This window comes from Microcystis protocystis FBCC-A270 (genome assembly GCF_050500235.1).
Lineage (GTDB): Bacteria > Cyanobacteriota > Cyanobacteriia > Cyanobacteriales > Microcystaceae > Microcystis > Microcystis ichthyoblabe_A.
This window is the reverse complement of the sequence record NZ_CP191407.1, coordinates 2354428-2373976: the sequence shown is the minus strand read 5'-3', so window position 1 is coordinate 2373976 and position 19549 is coordinate 2354428. Positions and strand designations below refer to the sequence as shown.

Annotated in this window: 16 protein-coding genes and 3 pseudogenes; 10 read left to right on the top strand and 9 right to left on the bottom strand. The window is 42.5% G+C overall.

Annotation, left to right across the window (positions count from 1 at the left end; translation table 11 throughout):
- Positions 1 to 32 precede the first annotated feature (32 nt).
- From devC to ACQY1X_RS11550, 5 genes and pseudogenes are all read left to right on the top strand, one after another.
- A complete protein-coding gene (gene devC, locus ACQY1X_RS11570; RefSeq protein ID WP_430014606.1) occupies positions 33 to 1211 on the top strand; it encodes an ABC transporter permease DevC in 1179 nt (392 codons plus the stop codon).
- A 48-nt stretch (positions 1212 to 1259) separates the two neighbouring features.
- A complete protein-coding gene (locus ACQY1X_RS11565) occupies positions 1260 to 1934 on the top strand; it encodes a DevA family ABC transporter ATP-binding protein (protein WP_430014605.1) in 675 nt (224 codons plus the stop codon).
- A gap of 201 nt (positions 1935 to 2135) precedes the next feature.
- Entirely contained in the window at positions 2136 to 3866 is a 1731-nt protein-coding gene (locus ACQY1X_RS11560) for an Rqc2 family fibronectin-binding protein (protein WP_430015704.1), read from the top strand.
- A 499-nt stretch (positions 3867 to 4365) separates the two neighbouring features.
- A pseudogene (locus ACQY1X_RS11555) lies at positions 4366 to 4686 on the top strand (RNA-guided endonuclease TnpB family protein); the annotation flags it as partial.
- Positions 4687 to 5131: 445 nt separating this feature from the next.
- Entirely contained in the window at positions 5132 to 5371 is a 240-nt protein-coding gene (locus tag ACQY1X_RS11550; RefSeq protein ID WP_002757689.1) for a hypothetical protein, read from the top strand.
- A gap of 59 nt (positions 5372 to 5430) precedes the next feature.
- Here the strand turns inward: ACQY1X_RS11550 and ACQY1X_RS11545 are convergent, their stop codons facing one another.
- The 4 genes from ACQY1X_RS11545 to ACQY1X_RS11530 all read right to left on the bottom strand — a co-directional run bounded on the left by ACQY1X_RS11545 (position 5431) and on the right by ACQY1X_RS11530 (position 9283).
- A complete protein-coding gene (locus ACQY1X_RS11545; protein ID WP_002733654.1) occupies positions 5431 to 6840 on the bottom strand; it encodes an NAD(P)(+) transhydrogenase (Re/Si-specific) subunit beta in 1410 nt (469 codons plus the stop codon).
- Positions 6837 to 7133 (bottom strand): NAD(P) transhydrogenase subunit alpha, encoded by a 297-nt coding sequence (locus ACQY1X_RS11540; protein ID WP_002733247.1) that lies wholly within the window; start codon positions 7131 to 7133, stop codon positions 6837 to 6839. Before ACQY1X_RS11540 ends, ACQY1X_RS11545 begins: the two co-directional genes overlap by 4 nt.
- A gap of 140 nt (positions 7134 to 7273) precedes the next feature.
- Positions 7274 to 8422, bottom strand: coding sequence for a Re/Si-specific NAD(P)(+) transhydrogenase subunit alpha (locus ACQY1X_RS11535; RefSeq protein WP_430014602.1), 1149 nt, complete (start codon positions 8420 to 8422; stop codon positions 7274 to 7276).
- Between the two features lie 354 nt (positions 8423 to 8776).
- Complete coding sequence (locus ACQY1X_RS11530; RefSeq protein WP_430014670.1) at positions 8777 to 9283, bottom strand: PspA/IM30 family protein; 507 nt, start codon at positions 9281 to 9283, stop codon at positions 8777 to 8779.
- Positions 9284 to 9429: 146 nt separating this feature from the next.
- Between ACQY1X_RS11530 and ACQY1X_RS11525 the strand changes: the two are divergent.
- A pseudogene (locus ACQY1X_RS11525) lies at positions 9430 to 10689 on the top strand (IS1634 family transposase); the annotation flags it as partial.
- Positions 10690 to 10762: 73 nt separating this feature from the next.
- On the opposite strand, the gene ACQY1X_RS11520 reads toward ACQY1X_RS11525, so the two are convergent.
- Positions 10763 to 12499: an IS1634 family transposase gene (locus tag ACQY1X_RS11520; RefSeq protein WP_430015736.1), complete on the bottom strand. Its 1737-nt coding sequence runs from the start codon at positions 12497 to 12499 to the stop codon at positions 10763 to 10765.
- Between the two features lie 145 nt (positions 12500 to 12644).
- On the opposite strand from ACQY1X_RS11520, the pseudogene ACQY1X_RS11515 reads away from it, so the two are divergent.
- Positions 12645 to 13025: pseudogene (locus tag ACQY1X_RS11515) on the top strand (IS1634 family transposase); the annotation flags it as partial.
- Positions 13026 to 13402: 377 nt separating this feature from the next.
- Here ACQY1X_RS11515 and ACQY1X_RS11510 read toward each other — a convergent pair.
- The 3 genes from ACQY1X_RS11510 to ACQY1X_RS11500 all read right to left on the bottom strand — a co-directional run bounded on the left by ACQY1X_RS11510 (position 13403) and on the right by ACQY1X_RS11500 (position 15932).
- Positions 13403 to 14176, bottom strand: coding sequence for a PspA/IM30 family protein (locus ACQY1X_RS11510; RefSeq protein WP_430014601.1), 774 nt, complete (start codon positions 14174 to 14176; stop codon positions 13403 to 13405).
- 186 nt (positions 14177 to 14362) lie between these two features.
- Complete coding sequence (locus tag ACQY1X_RS11505) at positions 14363 to 15019, bottom strand: PspA/IM30 family protein (RefSeq protein ID WP_002734761.1); 657 nt, start codon at positions 15017 to 15019, stop codon at positions 14363 to 14365.
- Positions 15020 to 15041: 22 nt separating this feature from the next.
- Entirely contained in the window at positions 15042 to 15932 is an 891-nt protein-coding gene (locus ACQY1X_RS11500; RefSeq protein WP_430014600.1) for a hypothetical protein, read from the bottom strand.
- Positions 15933 to 16149: 217 nt separating this feature from the next.
- On the opposite strand from ACQY1X_RS11500, the gene ACQY1X_RS11495 reads away from it, so the two are divergent.
- The 3 genes from ACQY1X_RS11495 (at position 16150) to ACQY1X_RS11485 (ending at position 18590) form a co-directional block, all read left to right on the top strand.
- Entirely contained in the window at positions 16150 to 16710 is a 561-nt protein-coding gene (locus tag ACQY1X_RS11495; protein ID WP_430014599.1) for a DUF721 domain-containing protein, read from the top strand.
- 376 nt (positions 16711 to 17086) lie between these two features.
- Positions 17087 to 17362: a hypothetical protein gene (locus tag ACQY1X_RS11490; protein ID WP_002733655.1), complete on the top strand. Its 276-nt coding sequence runs from the start codon at positions 17087 to 17089 to the stop codon at positions 17360 to 17362.
- Positions 17363 to 17591: 229 nt separating this feature from the next.
- A complete protein-coding gene (locus ACQY1X_RS11485) occupies positions 17592 to 18590 on the top strand; it encodes a Gfo/Idh/MocA family protein (RefSeq protein WP_430014598.1) in 999 nt (332 codons plus the stop codon).
- 6 nt (positions 18591 to 18596) lie between these two features.
- Here the strand turns inward: ACQY1X_RS11485 and ACQY1X_RS11480 are convergent, their stop codons facing one another.
- Positions 18597 to 19547, bottom strand: a complete 951-nt coding sequence (locus ACQY1X_RS11480; RefSeq protein WP_002732959.1) for a branched-chain amino acid ABC transporter permease — start codon at positions 19545 to 19547, stop codon at positions 18597 to 18599.
- Positions 19548 to 19549: the final 2 nt, after the last annotated feature.

Below are 19549 nucleotides of genomic sequence, written 5' to 3'. Positions count from 1 at the left end.
GAGCAATCTAGAATCTTTAGGAGGAGCAAAAGATGAAAATATTCCACGGGAAGTTACCGACAGCTTGGTTGCAATTACGCTACCAAAAAACCAGGTTACTGGTGGCTCTATCGGGGGTTATTTTTGCGGTTGTAATTGTCTTTATGCAATTGGGGATTCGGGATGCTTTGTTTGATAGTGCTGTTCGGCTTCACCAAGCTCTACAAGGGGACTGTTTTTTAATTAGTCCTCGTACCACTTCACTGATTGGCATGGAAAGTTTTCCTCAACGGCGATTACTCCAAACCTTGGCTTTTGAAGAAGTAGATTTTGTCAGCCCGATTTATTTAGATTTTGCTCAGTGGAAAAACCCTGAAACTCGTAATTATTGGCGTAATATATTCGTGATTGGATTTGATCTTAAACATTTGGCATTTGATTTACCCGGTCTCGCAGAAAATATGGATCTATTAAAACTTCCCGATCAAGTTTTATTTGATCAAGATTCTCGCTCTGAATTTGGTCCTATTGTTGCTGATTTTGAAAAAAAGGGATCGGTTATTACTGAGGTTAGCAATAAGGGTAACAACCGCAAAATAGAAGTCGCTGGCTTATTTAAACTGGGAACTTCTTTTGGTTCAGATGGTAATTTAATCATGAGCCATTTGAATTTTTTAAGAATTTTTAGCAACCGTTCTTATGGATTAATTAATATTGGCTTAATTCGTCTAAAACCAGGAACTAATATCAATAAATTTATCGAAGATATTCAAGCATATTTACCTAATGATATTAAAGTTTTATCAAAGCAACAGTTGATTCAATTTGAGAAGAATTATTGGCAAAGTAGTACGGCGATTGGTTTCATTTTTAATTTAGGTGTTATCCTGGGAATTATTGTTGGAATTGTCGTTGTCTATCAAATTCTCTATACAAATGTTTCGGAACATCTTTCAGAATACGCCACCCTAAAAGCGATGGGCTATCGTCATAGCTATCTCTTATCAATGGTTTTACAACAGGCTTTTTTAATTGCTGTTCTCGGATATATTCCAGGTTTTTTGATCGCTAATATTCAATATGAGTTGACTAAAAATGCCACCTTATTACCTGTCAATATGTCGCTTGATCGAGCGGTTTTTGTCTTTATCTTAACCTTAGTCATGGCCTTCGTTTCAGGAGCCACTGCTGTTAAAAAATTGCAAGATGCCGATCCAGCCGATATTTTTTAGAAAAAAGAAACAAATATCTATACCTCATCTCAAGGAAAGAGGCTGTCTATGGACGTTATTGATATTCAAAACCTCAATCACTATTTCGGTCAAGGAACGCTGAAAAAACAAGTTCTTTTTCAGATCAACTTAAAAATCACAGAGGGAGAGATCGTTATTTTAACTGGCCCCTCTGGTTCCGGAAAAACAACCTTACTATCCTTAATCGGTGGCCTACGCTCTGTTCAAGAAGGAAGCTTACAGCATTTTGAAAAAGAATTACGGGGGGCTAGTGAAGAACAATTAGTCCAAACCCGCCGTCAAATTGGTTATATTTTTCAAGCCCATAATTTGTTACCCTTTCTGACCGCAAGACAGAATGTACAAATGTCGATCGAGCTTCAGGAACATCTCGGCGGACGGGAAACAGAAGAACGCGCTGCTTTGATATTAGAAAAAGTCGGCTTAGGACATCGGATCGACTATTATCCAGATAGCTTATCCGGGGGACAAAAGCAAAGGGTAGCGATCGCGCGAGCTTTGGCCGGTAATCCCCCATTAGTTTTAGCCGATGAACCAACAGCCGCCCTCGATAGTAAAACGGGACGAGACGTGGTAAATTTGATGCAACGTTTAGCCAAAGAACAGCGCCGTACTATTGTACTCGTTACCCACGATAATCGGATTTTAGATATTGCTGATCGCATTGTTCACATGGAAGATGGACGCTTGTGCAGTTGCTAATAGCCATCTAGAGAAAACTCAGAAAAGGCACTCCTCAGCTTTTCGGCTAAGACTGGGATACCTCCACCGATAGATTCTGACACCAAATCTGTTTTTAATTGAGGAAACAACTTTTTTGTCTTAGCCTTAGTGGGAAGCTATTATATTTTCATGCTTGGCGGTGCCAACTTTGGCATCGAGAAGATTTCCTGAATCCTGAAAATGCAATCCCTAGACTTTACCACCCTCAGTGCCACTTGTGCCGAAATTGCCGCCCCTTGGCTGCCAGCCAGACTAGAACAAGTGTATCAAATTGATCGCCAAACCATCGCCCTCCATTTACGAACCTTCGATCGCAAGGGATGGTTAATTATTTCTTGGCATCCCCAAGGGGCGCGGCTGCATATTGGTGATCCACCGCCGAAAGTCCCTGATACCTTCACTTTCAGCGATCAATTGCGTCATCAACTCAATGGTTTTGCCCTGACAAAATTAGCATTTGTTGCCCCGTGGGAAAGAGTCATTGATCTGCAATTTGCCAAACGTCCCGATGATCCGGCGCTGTGGCATTTGTATATAGAAATTATGGGCAAATATAGCAATGTCATTTTAACTGCAGCTGACAATCAAATTGTCACCGTTGCCCATCAAGTTAATGCTACCCAGTCTAGTGTTCGCACCGTACAAACGGGACAAACCTATCAACTACCCCCCGTTTTATTGGCAACAGACCCCAGTTTAGAAGAATCCTTGAGCAGTTGGCAAGCGAAAGTTAGTTTAATCCCTAAAACTATCGAAAAACAGCTAGTTAGTACCTATCGTGGGGTTAGTCCCGTTATCGCTCGATCGCTGTTACAAAAAGCCAAAATTAACCCAAAATTAAACACGGATCAGTTAGATAATAATGATTGGGAAAAGCTCTTTTCGGCCTGGCAAGAATGGTTAAAAATCCTTGAAAATAAAACTTTTCAACCGGGATGGACGAGAGAAGGTTATACAGTTATCGGTGGGGAGATGCTGGCAGCGGCTAAAAATGTCCAAGAATTATTAAACCGTTATTATAGCGACCAAATTAATCAAGAAAACTTTCGACAACTACAGCAAAAATTAAACCAAAAAATCACCTCTTTACTGACTAAACTGCAAACTAAAGCGGCAGGATTTCAAACAAGACTAGCAGAATCTGCTCATGCTGATCGCTATAAAGAGCAAGGGGATTTATTAATGGCAAATTTACAGCAAATACAGCAGGGAATGACTAGCATTACTTTGGCGGATTTCCAAACAGGAAAACCTGTCATTATTCCTCTCGATCCCGAAAGAAATCCCGTGCAGAATGCCCAATATTTGTATAAACAACATCAGAAATTAAAAAGGGCCCGGTTAGCGGTGAAACCTTTATTAGAGGAAGTGGTCAGTGAAATTAATTATCTTGAACAGGTGCGATCGAGTTTAAGTCAACTAGAAAATTATAGCAGCAGCGAAGATTTAGAGGCATTAGACGAGATACAAGAAGAATTAATTCAACAGAAGTATCTAGAAAGCAATTACCAGCGTAATCGGGCGAATAACAAAGAATCCGAACCCATGCGCTTTACTACTCCCTCTGGAGTCGAATTATGGATTGGCAGAAATAACCGTCAAAATGATCGGCTAACTTTTCGTAGTGCCAGCGATTACGATATCTGGTTTCATAGCCAAGAAATCCCTGGTAGTCACGTTTTACTCCGTTTAACCCCCGGTACAGTTCCAGAAGCCGCCGATCTGCAATTTGCCGCTGATTACGCCGCTTATTATAGCCGCGCGCGCCATAGTGAACAGGTTCCCGTTGTCTATACCCGTCCCAAATACGTCTATAAACCCAAGGGCGCAAAGCCCGGTATGGTGGTTTACAAACAGGAAACAGTAATCTGGGGCTGTCCTCAGAGGGTTGAGGATTACCGCAAAAAATAATTTTTTACCAAATCGTTTACTTTTTTTTACACAAAATGGGTATTGTCTGTTACAATTTTTACTAGAGAGATAAATGCAGTTCAGGCGCTTGGGAACGCAAGAACTATATTTCCTCAGATTACAACAACAAACAACAGCAAACCAGTGGTAGCAGCCGATAGTCGAGGGAAAGACACAAAAAACCGACTATTTAGGTGATATTAAAGCGACCACTGGTATTTTATCTTAACCTAACCGGTTCTGTAACTCCGTGATCGTCCCCGTCTCACATTTTGTAGTGGTGCAAAATTAATTTCCATTCAGCCAGAAGTATAACCTAAATTAGGGCTTGCTGAATAATGGTAAAACCCTTTTTAATCTTTCAATAGGATTAGTTTGATCGAAAATTTGGGTACAAACCCTTCCTTTAGTGTAGGGTCGGGCAGCTTTAAATAAATATGTATTGTCAACTTAAGGAATTTTGTATTAAGATGTTGATACTCGGTCAAGCATTGTCAAAATGTTTGTACTAAAATACAAAGTTAAGCCAAAACCTAATCAGATAGAAGCCATTAACGAAGCAATACGGACAACCCAATTTGTTCGGAATAAAGTCCTGCGTTATTGGATGGATAATCCTGGTGTTGGCAAAACAGAGTTATTTCGGTACAACACAGCATTAAGAAAAGAGTTTAAATTTGTTGATGATTTAAACTCCCATGCTTGCCAGACTGCTGTAGAAAGAACCTTGCGGGCAATTACTCGTTTTTACGATAATTGCCAAAATAAAGTTAAAGTAAAGAAAGGCTACCCTAAGTTTAAAAAACATTCCCATTCCGTAACGGGCAGAAACTGCTGAACAACGAGGGCAAATGCTAGAGGCGAAATTGCGAGCCTTGCAGGTAGAATTAGATTAAATTAACCTAGTTTCTGGAGCGGACAAGACAGCTTTTTTCGTCAAGCACAAAGACACAAAGTTATACTACAGCGTTTCTCTCACCATTAAGATAACTGCTATAATGTATTCGCCAACTCTAAGTGGTCGAACAAAATTAAAGTTAACCGTGAGGCAAGGGAATAACCCAGAGGCAATAGTCAAGGCTCTCAGCTTTATTAATGTTTCTTAATACAAACGTATTTGTTGAGAGGGTTTCCGAGCAAATATGAAGCGTAAACTGATTAGGCATCGTCCCTAATTCCTGATGCTGACTGGGGATAACTGCCATGGGTTCCACTACTTAGAAAAAATTACCAAGTTTGTGTTGATCCCTCAAGGAGAAATTTTTATGGAAATATCTCGTCCTAATCAAGCAGAATTAACCGCCGAAGAACAACAGGAACTAGAAAAGTTGCGCGCTATTATCGAACAGGCTAGTGTTGATGGCGTGATCACTCAAGGGGAAAGGGAAAGAATTGCTCTAGCTATGAGGTCTGATGGTAAAGTGACCCTGGAAGAATTAGAGTTAGTCAGAACTTTAATTACCGAAAAAGTGAGCAAAGGGGAATTAGTTCTTGATTATCTTTAAACTCTGAAAAATCCGATAAAAAAAAGACGGGGTGAAAACCCCGTCCTATTTGTCAAGAATTATGACAAATCCTTGACTTGTGATACTAATTGTGCTACCACATCTTGAGCGCTACCAAAGAGCATAAAAGTTTTAGGATTGTAGAATAATTCGTTTTCTACCCCGGCAAAACCCGATCGCATACTGCGCTTAATCACGATCGTGTGCTGTGCCTTATCCACGTCCAGAATCGGCATTCCATAAATCGGACTAGCTTTATCATGACGGGCAGCGGGATTAACCACATCATTCGCCCCAATAATTAACGCCACATCGACGCGCTCAAACTCAGGATTAATATCATCCATATCGTAGAGCTGCGGATAGGGAACATTAGCTTCGGCCAGTAGTACATTCATGTGTCCTGGCATTCTTCCCGCCACGGGGTGAATAGCATATTTAACCTCAACGCCATTTTTTTCCAACTGTTCAGCCAATTCTCGCACTGCGTGTTGTGCTTGGGCCACTGCCATGCCGTAACCTGGTACAATCACCACAGAACGCGCATAACCGAGCATCATAGCCCCTTCTTCTGAATCAATAGCATGAACCGATTTATCGAGGCTAGAAGTGGCGCTCGCTTCGCCTCCGGCACTAGCACCTGTACCAAATGCCCCAAATAGTACACTAGCCAGCGATCGATTCATGGCTTTACACATGATCTGAGTTAGGATAATCCCCGACGCACCCACCAAAGCACCGGCGATGATCAACATACTATTCATCAGGATAAAACCGACTACGCTGGCGGCAAGTCCCGAAAAAGAGTTTAAGAGGGAGATAACCACGGGCATATCGCCGCCGCCGATGGGAAGCACGAATAAAGCCCCGAAAATTAGGGAAAGTCCCACCAAAGTCAGGAAAACATCGATCGAGGTGGGATTAAAAAAGAGATAGACACTACCCCCTAAAAAGGTGAGTAGTAAGAGAATGTTAAAGGGTTGCTGGAAAGGAAAAGTTACGGGTGCACCACTGATTAATTCCTGTAATTTGGCAAAAGCGAGGACACTACCGGTAAAAGTGACACCACCGATCAATATACCCAAAATAGCGATCAGTATCGAGTCAAAGGCAATATTTTCACCACTTTGCAGTAAACGCCAGTATTCGCCCATGGCAATTAAAGCACTGGCAGCACCGCCTAAACCGTTAAAAATCGCCACCATTTGGGGCATAGCTGTCATCGGGACTTTTTGCGCCGAAACTAAGCCGATAATTGAACCAATCACCAACGCTACGGCGATTAAACCATAGCTGAGGATTTCTTGATTGATTAAGGTGGCAATAACGGCGATTAGCATCCCGATGGCAGCCAGAAAATTGCCTTGACGGGCGGTAGCGGGGGAAGATAATTGTTTAAGACCGATGATAAATAAAATGGCGGCGAGTAGATAGGATAACTCGATCCCTGTGATCAGGGCATTATTCATGATTTAGCCTCTTTTTTCTTGAACATTTGCAGCATTCGATCGGTAACGACAAAACCACCGACCACGTTAACCATCGCCAAAATAACGGCAATTAACCCTAAAATTACGGTTAATTCGTGCCAATCCGTGCCTCCGGCGATGAGGAGCGCACCGACAACGGCGATACCTGAAATTGCATTGGCTCCCGACATCAGGGGTGTATGGAGAGTGGGAGGAACTTTATTGATCACCTCGAAACCGACAAAGGAAGCGAGGACAAATACCACTAAAGCGGTTAAAAGTTGGGCAGTCATTGGTTAAGTAAAAAGGGGATAGGGTTTGGGGATTGGGGTGTGGGGTGTGGGGTGTGGGGTGTGGGGTGTGGGGAGAACAAAGCTGCGCCTTCTGCCTTTTGCCTTTTGCCTTTTGCCTTTTGCCTCCTGAATCCTGATAGCTAAAAAGCGGATAACTGTTCACTGAGGGCGGATTTAATGCGTTGGTTGCGGATTTCGCCAGCGTGGGTGACACAGGCACTATCAATGATGTCATCGGCAAAATCGAGGTTTAAACTGCCCTCTTTGCTGACTAGAAGCTGTAGCAGCATTTGCAGGTTTTTGGCGTACATCTGGCTGGCATTGGTGGCCACTGTGGCAGGAAGATTAACGGCTCCGACGATTTTTACCCCATTAACGATGATTTCTCGTCCCGGTTGGGTGTAGGCGCAATTTCCGCCCTGTTCCGCCGCTAAATCAACGATTACCGACCCCGGTTTCATGGTGGCGATCATTTCTTTGGTGACTAGCAGCGGGGCCTGTTTCCCCGGTACTTGGGCTGTGGTGATCACCACATCAGCCCGCTTAATTGGTTCCGTTAGGGCTTGACAAATGCGCTCCTGTGTGCTAAGAGAAACCTCTTTGGCGTAACCGTTATCGGCGACGGTATCTTCTTCTAGGGGCATTTCAATAAATTTCGCCCCGACACTCTGCACTTCTTCTTTGACTTGGGGACGAATATCAAAAGCCTCCACCACTGCCCCCAAACGGCGGGCGGTGGCGCAAGCTTGCAATCCGGCAACTCCTGCCCCCAATACCAGCACTTTGGCTGGGGCGATCGTACCGGCGGCGGTAGTCATCATCGGGAACATTTTCGGCAGCTGCACGGCGGCGAGGAGTACCGCTTTGTAACCGGCGAGGTTAGCCTGAGAGGAGAGGGCATCCATGCTCTGGGCGCGACTACTGCGGGGAATTAATTCCATGCTCAAAGCGGTGATTCCGCGATCGGCTAATTTGGCAATGCGCCGGGGTTGCCGCAGGGGATCGAGAAAGCCGATGAGGATACCACCATTTTTCAGGCGATCGATCTCGCTATCGCTAGGAGGGACGACTTTGAGAATAATATCGGCAGTTTCATAGATATATTCGCCGTTTTCGCTCAGGGCGGCTCCCACGGCACTATAGGCACTATCGGCAAAGTTGGCACTAATTCCCGCCCCATTTTGGACAATTACCTCAAATCCCGCCTTGACTAAACGGGCGACGGTATCCGGCACTAGCGCCACCCGCGCCTCGCCTTGGTCACTTTCTTTGATTACGCCGATTTTCATGGCTGGGTTTCTCCTTAATAAGTCCTTCTCTTGTCTTATGCTGTTGGGGTAAGGGTTTCGTTAAATGCGATCGATCCCTTGGGATAATTTCGAGTCAAAATTGCTTTTCACTTCCATCCTAGCTATCCTCACCTTTCTGGCTCTTTTTCGGGCTGAATCTTAGGATTATCTTCAGAATTAAAGGGTTTTGAGCGGCATTGTTTGGGATTTTTTTCTAATGATGAGGTACAAAGTTTTCGTTCTGGGAAACGCCAAAACGGTTAACATTAGCTAGTCTTCGGTCTTAGATACCAGATTAGGCTATACTTCATATTGATGAGAAGGGCTGCAATACGTCTCGACAATCTCAAAGTTTTACAGTTCTTTTAACTTTGATCGCAATTCCTCTATTTCTGCATCTACTGCTGAATCCTTGAGGGTGGGTGGATGGGCAGTTTTACCCAGTAACATTCGTGCTTTTAGCAGTGCTAATTCATCATCCACATCGCTACTCGCTTCTAGTGAATCGATGTCAACCAATTCACCGTCAGCTTGACTACTGGCTTCTGACTGCATAAATTTTGCTTCCATGCGCTCAAAAGCTGAAGGGTAAATAGTATCTATACTGCCGATACTTTTTTCGTTAATCTTTCTTTCTAAAATTGGCAATTTTTCTTTCAGTTTATCAACTTGGATATTCAGTTTTTCCAGTTGATTTTTAATAATATTTGCGGTATTAATGTGATGTTTTTTCTTTATATTAGCTTCTCGTGCCAGAGACTCATCACCTTTATCTAGAGCGAGTTTAACTCTTTCTTCCCATTTTAAAACTTCAGCTTGTGCTTGGTTGTACTGTTGTTCGGCTCTTTTTTGTAAGGCAATTACTTCGATCCGACACTCCGCACTTCAAAATGTAGTATAAAGTAGCATAAACTCATTCAAGAAAAAATAAGTAAAAATACTCAGAGAATTAGTCCCAAAAAAGTGAGACAATCAAAAAGCTCAAAAATCTATTAAAGGTACAAAAATTGTCTCCTATCTCAGAGGTAAAAATTAAAAACCTAGATCACTTAGGAATAGTAGCCGGGCTAATTGACGAAATAGGAATAGTTGAAATAATCAACTCTAAATTAGGAATCGACCCCCGAGAAAAAATTTCAGCAGGAACAGTGGTCAAAGCTATTCTAATCAATGGATTAGGATTTGTTTCAAGACCTTTATACTTATTTAGTCAATTTTTTGAAGATAAAGGAATCGAAGAATTATTGGGAGAAGAAATAAAAACCGATTATATCAATGATGATAAAATTGGGAGAGTCATGGATGAATTATACAAACATGGACTGAATGATATCTTTATAGAAGTTGTCTTATCGGTCATCAAAAAATTTAAAATAGAGACAAAATATTCTCATCTAGATGCCACATCATTTCATCTAGATGGAGAATATAAAAGTGAAGAAAAAAAAGAGAAAGAAGAAGAGCTGCTCAAAGAAAGACCAATAATTATTACCAAAGGATATTCTCGTGACCATCGACCAGATTTGAAACAATGCGTCTTAGACTTAATAACAACCGAGGATGGAGACGTACCATTATTTGTGAGAGTCGGAGATGGAAATGAAGCGGACAAAGCTGTCTTTGGCAAAATCTTAGTAGAATTTAAAAAACAAATAAAATTTGACAGTATTATGGTCTGTGACAGTGCCTTATATAGTCAAGAGAATCTTCAACTAATTCAACATCTAAAATGGATAAGTAGAGTTCCCATGACGATAAAAAGAGCCAAAGAATTAGTCCAAAATTCAGAAATGGAAGAAATAGAGGCCAAGGAAAGAGAAAAAAGGGCAGAGCTAAATTTAGAAGGATATACCTGGAAAGAAGAAAAAGTGACTTATGGGGGAATCCAACAAATCTGGCTAATAGTAACCAGTGAAAAAAGACAAATAAGTGACTTAAAAAAACTAGAAAATAACCTGAAAAAAGAAAAAGACAAAGGGGAGAGAATTCTCAAGAGCTTGCAGAAAGAAGAGTTTGAAAATCCCCAACAAGCCCGATATAAATTAAGAGCAATTAATCAAAAATTAAACCTCGTTAAAATCCTAGAAATTGACCTAATTGCCAGTCAATCAAAAGACCATAAAACGATTTATAAAATTAGCGGCGTAGGGCAAGAAAAAACTGAAGAGATAGTCAGAAGAAGAAAGGAAGCAGGCAGATTTATTTTAGCAACTAACTTAGTTGATGAAGAAGACAAATTAGACTCAGCCGAAATGGTGACAACTTATAACTGGACTTCCCCGTTGACAAAAGGCCATAACCTATGCTGTAGGAGGGATTAAGAGAATTTCCGCCGCCCCGTTACTGGGTACAAATCAGGGAAACTCCCAATAAATCTAACGCTTTTTGTTGCAGTTGGGTCGGTCGAGTTATCTTAGAAAAACGATAACTTCCCTCCCTAATCGTACATTCCACTGTATTCAAGCAAATTGTCCCCAGGTCTTCCAACAAAGTCCGAAAGCTATGCACAGGGAGGTTCTCTTGATTCCGTTTTTTTCTCTCTTTAGACTGAGCGGATTCACTCCGATTGGCTTTAATCACATTCAGAGAACCATCATCAATTTCTTCATCCTCAAATAACAAAGGAGCCAAGCACTGTTTTAAATGCCATTCCACATAATAAGCCAACATACATAAAAAGATATGAGCTTTGACTCTATCACCCTTATAATGATATATAGGACGTACCTTTAAATCAATTGACTTATAACAGCGAAATGCCTCCTCCACTTGAGACAAACTTTTATAAGCTTTAACCGTCGTCGCTGCATCCATCAAAGTTGACTCCAGAGAAGTTCTTAACACATACACACCATCCAAAGCCGTTTCTTGAGCGATTAATTCCAGCTTACGCTGATAAGAAAAGCCTTCTTCTGTTATCTCTAAGTTATAGTATTTATTGACCTTAAACTGATTAAGAACCTTGCCCACTCTCAAAGCTATCTTATCTTGACCCTTTAAAGCTCTTTTCTCCCTTTGAGTCGCCTGAACAATCAAATCTAGTTCCTTCTCTACCGCTTCTAATAATGCCTCTCTTTGTAGTTGATTTTTCTGGGCGATTAAGGGATTCCGACAAGCAATTAATCTTTCATCGGGATAATCTTCACTCTCAAATTCCACCAAGTTTACCTGATCAAATAATCCTAATTGAATCACTTCTACCTCAGCCAGTTTCCGAATTTGAGGCTTAGTTAAACCAGTAATATAGTCTAATCCTTCTATGGGTTTTACTAATTCGTTGATTTTCGAGTTGGTTAAAATTCCTCTATCGCTTACCCAGACAACATTCTCAATCCCCCAACCCTTTCTGACTTTCTCAATTTGTCCGCTTAAAGTAGCACCGTCTGAAGTGTTTCCTTCAAATACTTCTACCGCTATCGGACAACCCTTGGCTGAACAGAGCAGACCAAAAACTATCTGAGTTTTCCCTTTCTTTTTATCTCGGTTATAACCATATTTTCCCAGTTCACAACCATTTCCTTCTAGGTAGGTAGAAGTGACATCATACAAGACTAATGTTCCTGATTCTAAGTGTTTAATTGCTAGGTGCTTCTCAATTTTCTCTTGTTTTTCTAATAACCAATCTAAGGCGTTATATAATTCGTCTTCATCGGCTTTCTCTAAGTCTAACAATTGTCCTAAACTCTGACTACAAGTCTCGCTATTAAACCCTCTCGCTGTGGCTAGTTTCGATTTAGGATTGATGATTCTTGCCACAATCATCGCCACTACTAAGTTTCTGATTCGTGAGGATTTTTCACTGATTATTTTATCTAAACCTAATTTTTTAATCGTCTCTAAAATAGCCATCACATGACCATGAGGAAGACTTCTAATCACTTCAAAATGATTGGGAATGCCTTCATTCATGGACAGTGTTGCCCCTTTGAGAGCCAGTTTCAAATTGTCGATAATATCATCGGGTAATTTTGAGAGATTCGCCAGGGTTCTTTTTTTGACTTGATCTCCTTCTCGGTAGGACTCCCGAAGAAGAACGGCGGGGGGGGAATTACGGTTAGGAACTTTTTCTATATACATGGCTATCATTCTAGCAAATAGAGAGAATTCTTGTCCATTAAGAAATGTTACAAATTACATGGGTACATTAAGAAAAGTTAAGGGGCGTATCCATTGATGGATAAGGGTTTTCGGCTATTATAGTATATATGTATGGGGGAAGTTCAGTTATAAAAATCAACAGTCTTGTGAAAGAGGATTTAGATTTTTGAAAGAGCCTTTATTTTTTGCGGATAGTTTCTTTGTTAAAAAAACGGAAAGAATCGAGACAATGTTATTCTTGATGTCTTTCTGCTTGTTAGTCTATAACCTCGGACAAAGAGAACTAAGAAATAGCTTAAAAAGAGCAAAGGCTGGAGTCAAAAATCAAGTCAGTAAATTAACGAGTCGTCCCACAATGAGATGGATATTTCAATGTTTTCAGGGCATTCATATTTTTATTGTGAATGGGGTCAAGCAAATTGTCAATTTAACTGAAGAACGCCGTTTTATTTTAAATTTTCTGCCTTCATCTTGTCAAAAATATTATCTGTCATCGTTAGTCTAAATAACAAAGCAACAAAGTTGATAACAATTGAGTAATATGCTTATAGGAGAGTCACTACTCCTCGAATTGTTGTGACTTAGTTTAACTCTTCGAGCCGAAAAAATATTTGGCATTTTATGATTTCTCCTCAACATCTGATTGGTTGAGTATTTTTTTTGATTATTCTGATTTTTTTTCTTTGAAAAGACCTGTAGTTTTTTATACTTCAAAGTGAAGTGCGGAATATGGGTTCGATAATTGAGGAACGTAAATTAGATAAATCATCCCGCATAATAGTGATGGTTAATTATGACTAGCAATTAATATTCCCTATCTCAACAACAAAATTAATAAATAGAGACGTACCGTAGATAGTACGTCTCGACGCTCTCAAAGTTTTACAGTTCTTTTAACTTCGATCGCAATTCCTCTAATTCCGCATCCACTGCCGAATCCCTGACGGTGGTTGCTTGGGGTAAAGTGGGTTGACTAGAAGCTGTACCGGGTAATGTTCCCCCGGACATTTGTGCTTTCAGCATTGCTAATTCATCCTCCACATCGCTACCCGATTCTAGTCTAGCGAATTCCTGTTCGATGCCGACACCACCGATTTCAGCGATCGCTTGACCACGGGCTTCCGACTCGATAACTTTTGCTTCCATGCGCTCAAAAGCGGACATGGAACTACTGGTATCGATACTGCCGAGGGTTTTTTGGAGTTGTTCGTTAGCTTTTGCGGCTCTGGAGCGAGCTACTAACATATTTTTCTTGGTTTTTGCCTCAGAAATCTTACTTTCGAGCGCAATCAAGTTTTTTCTCAGACTATCTACCTGTACCGTTTGCTGATCCAGTTGATTTTTGAGAATGGCGGCGGTTTCCGTGAAATCTTTCTTGCGTTTAAGAGCTTCCCTGGCGAGATTTTCATCCCCTTTAGAAAGGGCTAATTTGGCTCTTTGTTCCCATTTATTGGCTTCTGACTGGTCTTTGCTGTATTTTTGTTCCGTTTGTCGCTGTTCAGCGATCGCTCTAGCAACCGCTTGACGTACCTGTACTAGATCCTCTTGCATATCACTGACAGCTTGCTCCAGCATTTTTTCTGGATCTTCAGCCTTGCTCACCATATCATTGAGGTTAGCTCGGACAACTCGGCTAAGGCGATCGAATAAACCCATGACGCTCTTGTTCCTCTCGGTGTGTACTAAATCAGTTAACTGTTCTTAAAATTTCCTATCTTGCCTAACGGCTTATTCTCTAATATAAACCACGAGAGCTAGGATAGGCGATAGGAGTTAGGAGTCAAGAGTCAGGAGACAGCTTTTTTCTCCCCACACCTCACACCCTACACCCCACACCCCACATCACTCATCCAAGTTTTCTTGTTTTAACTTGAGTAATTCCGCTTCAATTTGTTTTTGTCCCTCCAAATCTTGGAATTGTCGCTCTAAGGGGTCTTTATACCCGATTAAATCGGCTTGGGATTCGGCTTCTAGGACTTTTGCTTCTAATTTCTCGAAAATAGTACCCATCTGACTGCTGTTCAAACTGCCCATAATTTCTTGGGCTTTTTGACTGGCACTCGCTGATCGCAATCTGGCCAGATAAAGGCTTTTCTGTGCTTTCATCTCAGCATATTTGCGTTCAATTGTCAAGAGTTCTTTCTTTAACTTTTGTATAATAGCCGTCTGTTGTTGCAGGGAGGTTTGTAGGGGGGCGATCTGACTTTGATAGGTTTGCCATTGGCTGAGAGCTTGACGGGCGAGTTCTTCGTTACCGTGATGTAGGGCTAATTGGGCGCGTTCGTGCCAAGTTTGGGCGGCTTTTTCCTGTTGTTGTCGTTGGCGCTCGGTGCGTTTCTGGGTAGCGACGGCTGCCGCTAGGGCTTGTCGCATTTGGATCAATTCCCCTTCCATCGCCAAGATCGCTTTTTCCAGCAGTTTTTCCGGATCTTGATTTTCCTGAATCAGACTATTGACTTGGGCGCGAATTGCTTGGCCCATGCGCTCAAACAAACCCATTACCGTCCTCCCGATACCAACCCTAATAGTTTACCGAAGTGCCGCTCCTATCAATAATGATAGAACTAGGAACGGGGGACTGGGAGGGATCGGCTGTTTCTGGGGGTGCCGGACTACTGGGAGAGGGAGAAGGGGATGCTTGTAATTCTGGCGGTAACTGTTTCATTAACTCCGTGGCATCCTGTGGGTTTTGATTAGCCAGACGACGGGCTTTTTCCCGTTGAAAAAAGGGTAAATTAGCGGGTGATTCTTCTCTTTGGCGCAATTCCTCTAACATTCGTTCGTTAATGACCGCCGGAGAGGGGACGGGGGTGACTTGGGGCGGTGGTGGCGGTGGTGGGGAAACGAGGGAAGATACGGGCGGGGTATTGGGGTCCGGGGGGGCGACGGGTAAAGATTGCTGGATCTTACTGACGGGTAATGGATGGGCGGGTATGAGGGACGGTGGCGGATTCGGCGGTAAGAGAGTATTAGTCAGATTGATGGCGGTGGGGGGACTCTGAACCACTGGTGGAGCGGGAATGTTAGCGATCGGGCTAGTTTTAACGGGAGGAGCGGGAATATTAGCGATCGGACTGGTTTGAGGAGTTTTCTCTACTGGACGAGCGATCACTATCAATCGATCGAGGTGGCGGGAGTTATTTTTGTGCTGACCCAGCAGCGAAGTCTCAGCTTTCCTCGGGGTGGTGTTGGTTAACCATTGATTGAGACTGAGGAGACTATTAGCAATTAAAAAGATCACCATTGCCCGGATGCCCCAAGGGGTAAAAAAGACATCTTTAGCTGGGGGATAGACGTTAATGACAGTAGCTTCTAGGTATTCTGGTTCCTGAGCGGGATCAATGGCTGAACTGGGTTGATGGACGATCGAGAGGGGCAAATCTTGGGAGGATGGGGGTCGATCGGATTTCATGACGGTATTATAGGGTTATGCTGAAAAGTTAAGTAGGTAGGCGTTAAAAATTATCAGAAACCCCCCTTATCAAGGGGGGACTAAGGGGGGATCGGCACCCCCCTTATCAAGGGGGGCAGGGGGGATCGAACCTAAAATCCATTTTTAATTTAATTATAACCAGCTACTTAGGGGTTTTTTCGTCCTAGTCTAACGTGGTACTCTCTAGATTTTCCAGATGTCTTTACATTCTCTTGACAAAATTTTAGCGGTTATTACTCAACAGGCGGGTTGGGAAGAATATCGCCACTATGAGCAAGTGCTGCAATTATGGCCAAAAATTATTAATCCCCGTCTGTTGGAGCAAACTCGGCCTTTTTCCCTCAATCGCGGGGTTTTATCGGTGGCTACCAGTAGCGCCGCTTTAGCACAGGAATTGTCTTTACAACGCTATAGCTTATTAAAACGGCTTAATAGTCAGTTAGAGACTCCCTTGGGCGATATCCGCTTTTCTGCTGCCCGTTGGCAGCAAGATAGTCAGTTAATTCCTCCAGAAGCGATCGCACCTAAATCCCTGAGAGATCATCCTAGTTATGTCACCCCGGAAAAACCGCCAGAAAATCCCCGGCAACTGGACAGTTTAGAGAGTTGGAGCCAGAAAATAGTTCATAGAACCCGATCTTGGCCGATTTGTCCTCGTTGTCAGTCTCCCAGTCCCTCCGGAGAGCTTGAGCGTTGGCAATGTTGTGCTTTTTGTTTTGCCCAGTCGGGCGGGGTAAAAGATTCAATTTTTTTATAGTCTTGTGGAAAGAGTGCTTTTGAGTCGGGAATCAATTGGCCGATCTTTTCTGTCTTAATTGAACCTGTATTCATCAATTCTATTCGGCTAAGGCTTGATCCCCGCTTTGTTATCGCCGATACCAGAGCCGATAACCTCGGCCACAACTGAGTTTAACTCCTCTGTTTTGAGACAGTGCTGCTTTTTGCAAAGTAACTATTAAAAGATTCTAAAAACAAAATTTTTTTTGGGGATCACTAAAAACTATATGGCGTATCAGTCCTAGCTATGCTAGTCAGGAAAATACCCTTGGCACGGGGTAGGACAATATTACACAGAGCGAAAAGAGAGTCATCCCTTGAGTTCTTTATAATCATCTTCCTTTTAAAGCCAACCCATGCAAGCCGCAAACTTTCTTACTTCTTCCTGTCGATACTGCCGATACTATCAAACCCAAGGTCGGCGCGGTGGCACTTGTCAACAACTAGATGTTCCCGTCGAAGCTCATTGGAAAGCCTGCGCTCTAGCGATGCCTCCTTTTGGCACTGAATGGCAAGAACTCAATCGGGTGGTTAGTTTAGAACAGTCTCTAGAATTAACCTGTGCAGTGTCGCCCACTCCCGTAGTGGTTTCCCCTAGTCGTCATGCTCCCCGACAACCGATGGCGGTTTAGAATGTCTAGGGCCTAAACAGGAGCAAAAAATTGGCGTTGCCCATTAAAAATATGAATTCACCCTCCCACATCTTTCAGGGCGCTATTTTTGAGATAATAGATGAGTTGATTGCTAAGATAAAGCTGGGAAAAGCAAGAGGCAGTCGGCAAGAGTCAGGAGATTGTTTTTATTTATTCTCCCCGCACCCCGCACCCCACACCCCACTTCCCGATAATTAATGTCGCCAGAATGCCCCTGATGACTTCTCATCGTCCCTTAAAAATTGGTATAGTTGGCACAGGGTTCGCCGCTCAACGTCGCGCTGAAAGCTTGCAAGCCGACGATCGCGCCCAGCTTCTGTATTTTAGCGGTAATAGTCCCGAATCGATCGTTAATTTCTCGCAAAAATACCAAATTTCTGCCCTAGATTCGGCAATAAGCCTGGCCAGTCATCCTGATCTCGATCTGATTGTCATTGCCAACGTTAATCAGGCCCATGCCTCGATCGCCCGTACTGCCTTAAAATCTGGTAAGCACGTTATCGTCGAGTATCCTCTGGCTTTTCACCCGGCAGCGGCAGCAGAATTAATCACCCTAGCCGAAACCGAGAACAAATTACTGCACGTCGAACATATTGAACTTTTGGGGGGACTGCATCAAACCCAACAGCAGTATTTAGACAGCCTCGGCAATATCCACCTAGCCCGTTATACCACAATCGCCCCCGGCAGACCAGCACCCCGGCGCTGGACATTTCATCGGGATTTATTCGGGTTTCCTTTGATCGCTGCCCTTTCTCGTATCCATCGCTTTACTAATTTATTTGGGGAAGTGGAGTCCGTATCCTGTCATTGTCGTTATTGGAATGCCCCGGAATCCGATTATTTTCTGGCCTGTTTGTGTGAGGCGCAGTTATTATTTAAAAATGGCTTAATTGCCGAAGTTACCTACGGCAAAGGCGAAGTTTTTTGGCAAAATGAGCGAACTTTCACTATTCATGGTGAGGGGGGCAGCTTAATTTTTGAAGGGGAAAAAGGGCAGTTAATTAATAGTGAAGGTAGCCAAGTTTTAGAAGTGGAAACCCGTCGTGGTCTTTTTGCTAAAGATACCGCCATGGTGCTAGATTATCTGTTCGATCAGGTTCCTCTTTATGTTACTCCCCAAGCCAGTCTTTATGCCCTAGAAGTGGCCTACGCTGCCTATCAATCTTCTTTGTCAGGAAAAACAGTTTTTCTCTCGGGTAATTAAACCGACTTAGACTTTTTGAATTAACTTTCTGCCTAGTAAACCCTGGGGACGAACTAACAACATAATAAAGAGAATAGCAAAAGCGATCGCTTCTCGATAACCGGAATATTCTGCGGGAACAAAAGCTTCGGCAATACCCAATAATAAACCACCGATTACTGCTCCGGGGATACTTCCCAATCCCCCTAAAACAATCACTCCTAAACCTTTTAATCCGAAAGCAATACCGAAATATGGACCGGCAATACTAACACTAGAACCGACTAAAGTTCCTGCTAAACCTGCCAAGGCACCACTAATAAAAAAAGTAATCACGATAAATTTTTCGGGATTGATCCCCAACAAACTGGCCGTGGTGACATCTTCAGCTACTGCTTGTAAAGCTTTGCCCATTTTGGTAAAATTAACCCAATAAGTTAGTAAAGCAACCATAACTGCTGAAACCAGAAAAATAATAATCTGAATTGTGCGAATTGCCACGGGGCGATCGGCTGTACCAAAATTAATTGCGGGGGGAAGATTGCCATAAATATCATCGGGAAAAGTATAAATTTCTGCTCCGAATAAGTATTGAATAACATTGACAATTACCACGGCTGCCCCTAGGCTAGAAACCAAAGTTAAGAGAGAATCGGAACCCCGTACCCGGAGGGGTTTGAAGGCTAATCTTTCCAGAAGAACTGAGGTGAAACCTGAAAGGATACAGCCTAGTAAGAGGGCTAAAAAAAAGGGTAAGGAAAAGGGTAATTTGGCATTAGCTAATAGACCATTAAAACCGAAAACTCCCCCTGTTAGAGCGTAGGTAAAATAGGCACCGAGGGTAAAAATTGCGCCATGGGCAAAATTGATAATCCCTAAAATGGAAAAAATCAAAGTGTAACCAAGGGCAAAAATAGCATAGACACTACCGATCGATAAACCGTTTAAAACCTGTTGAAAAATTGTTACTAGATCCATTG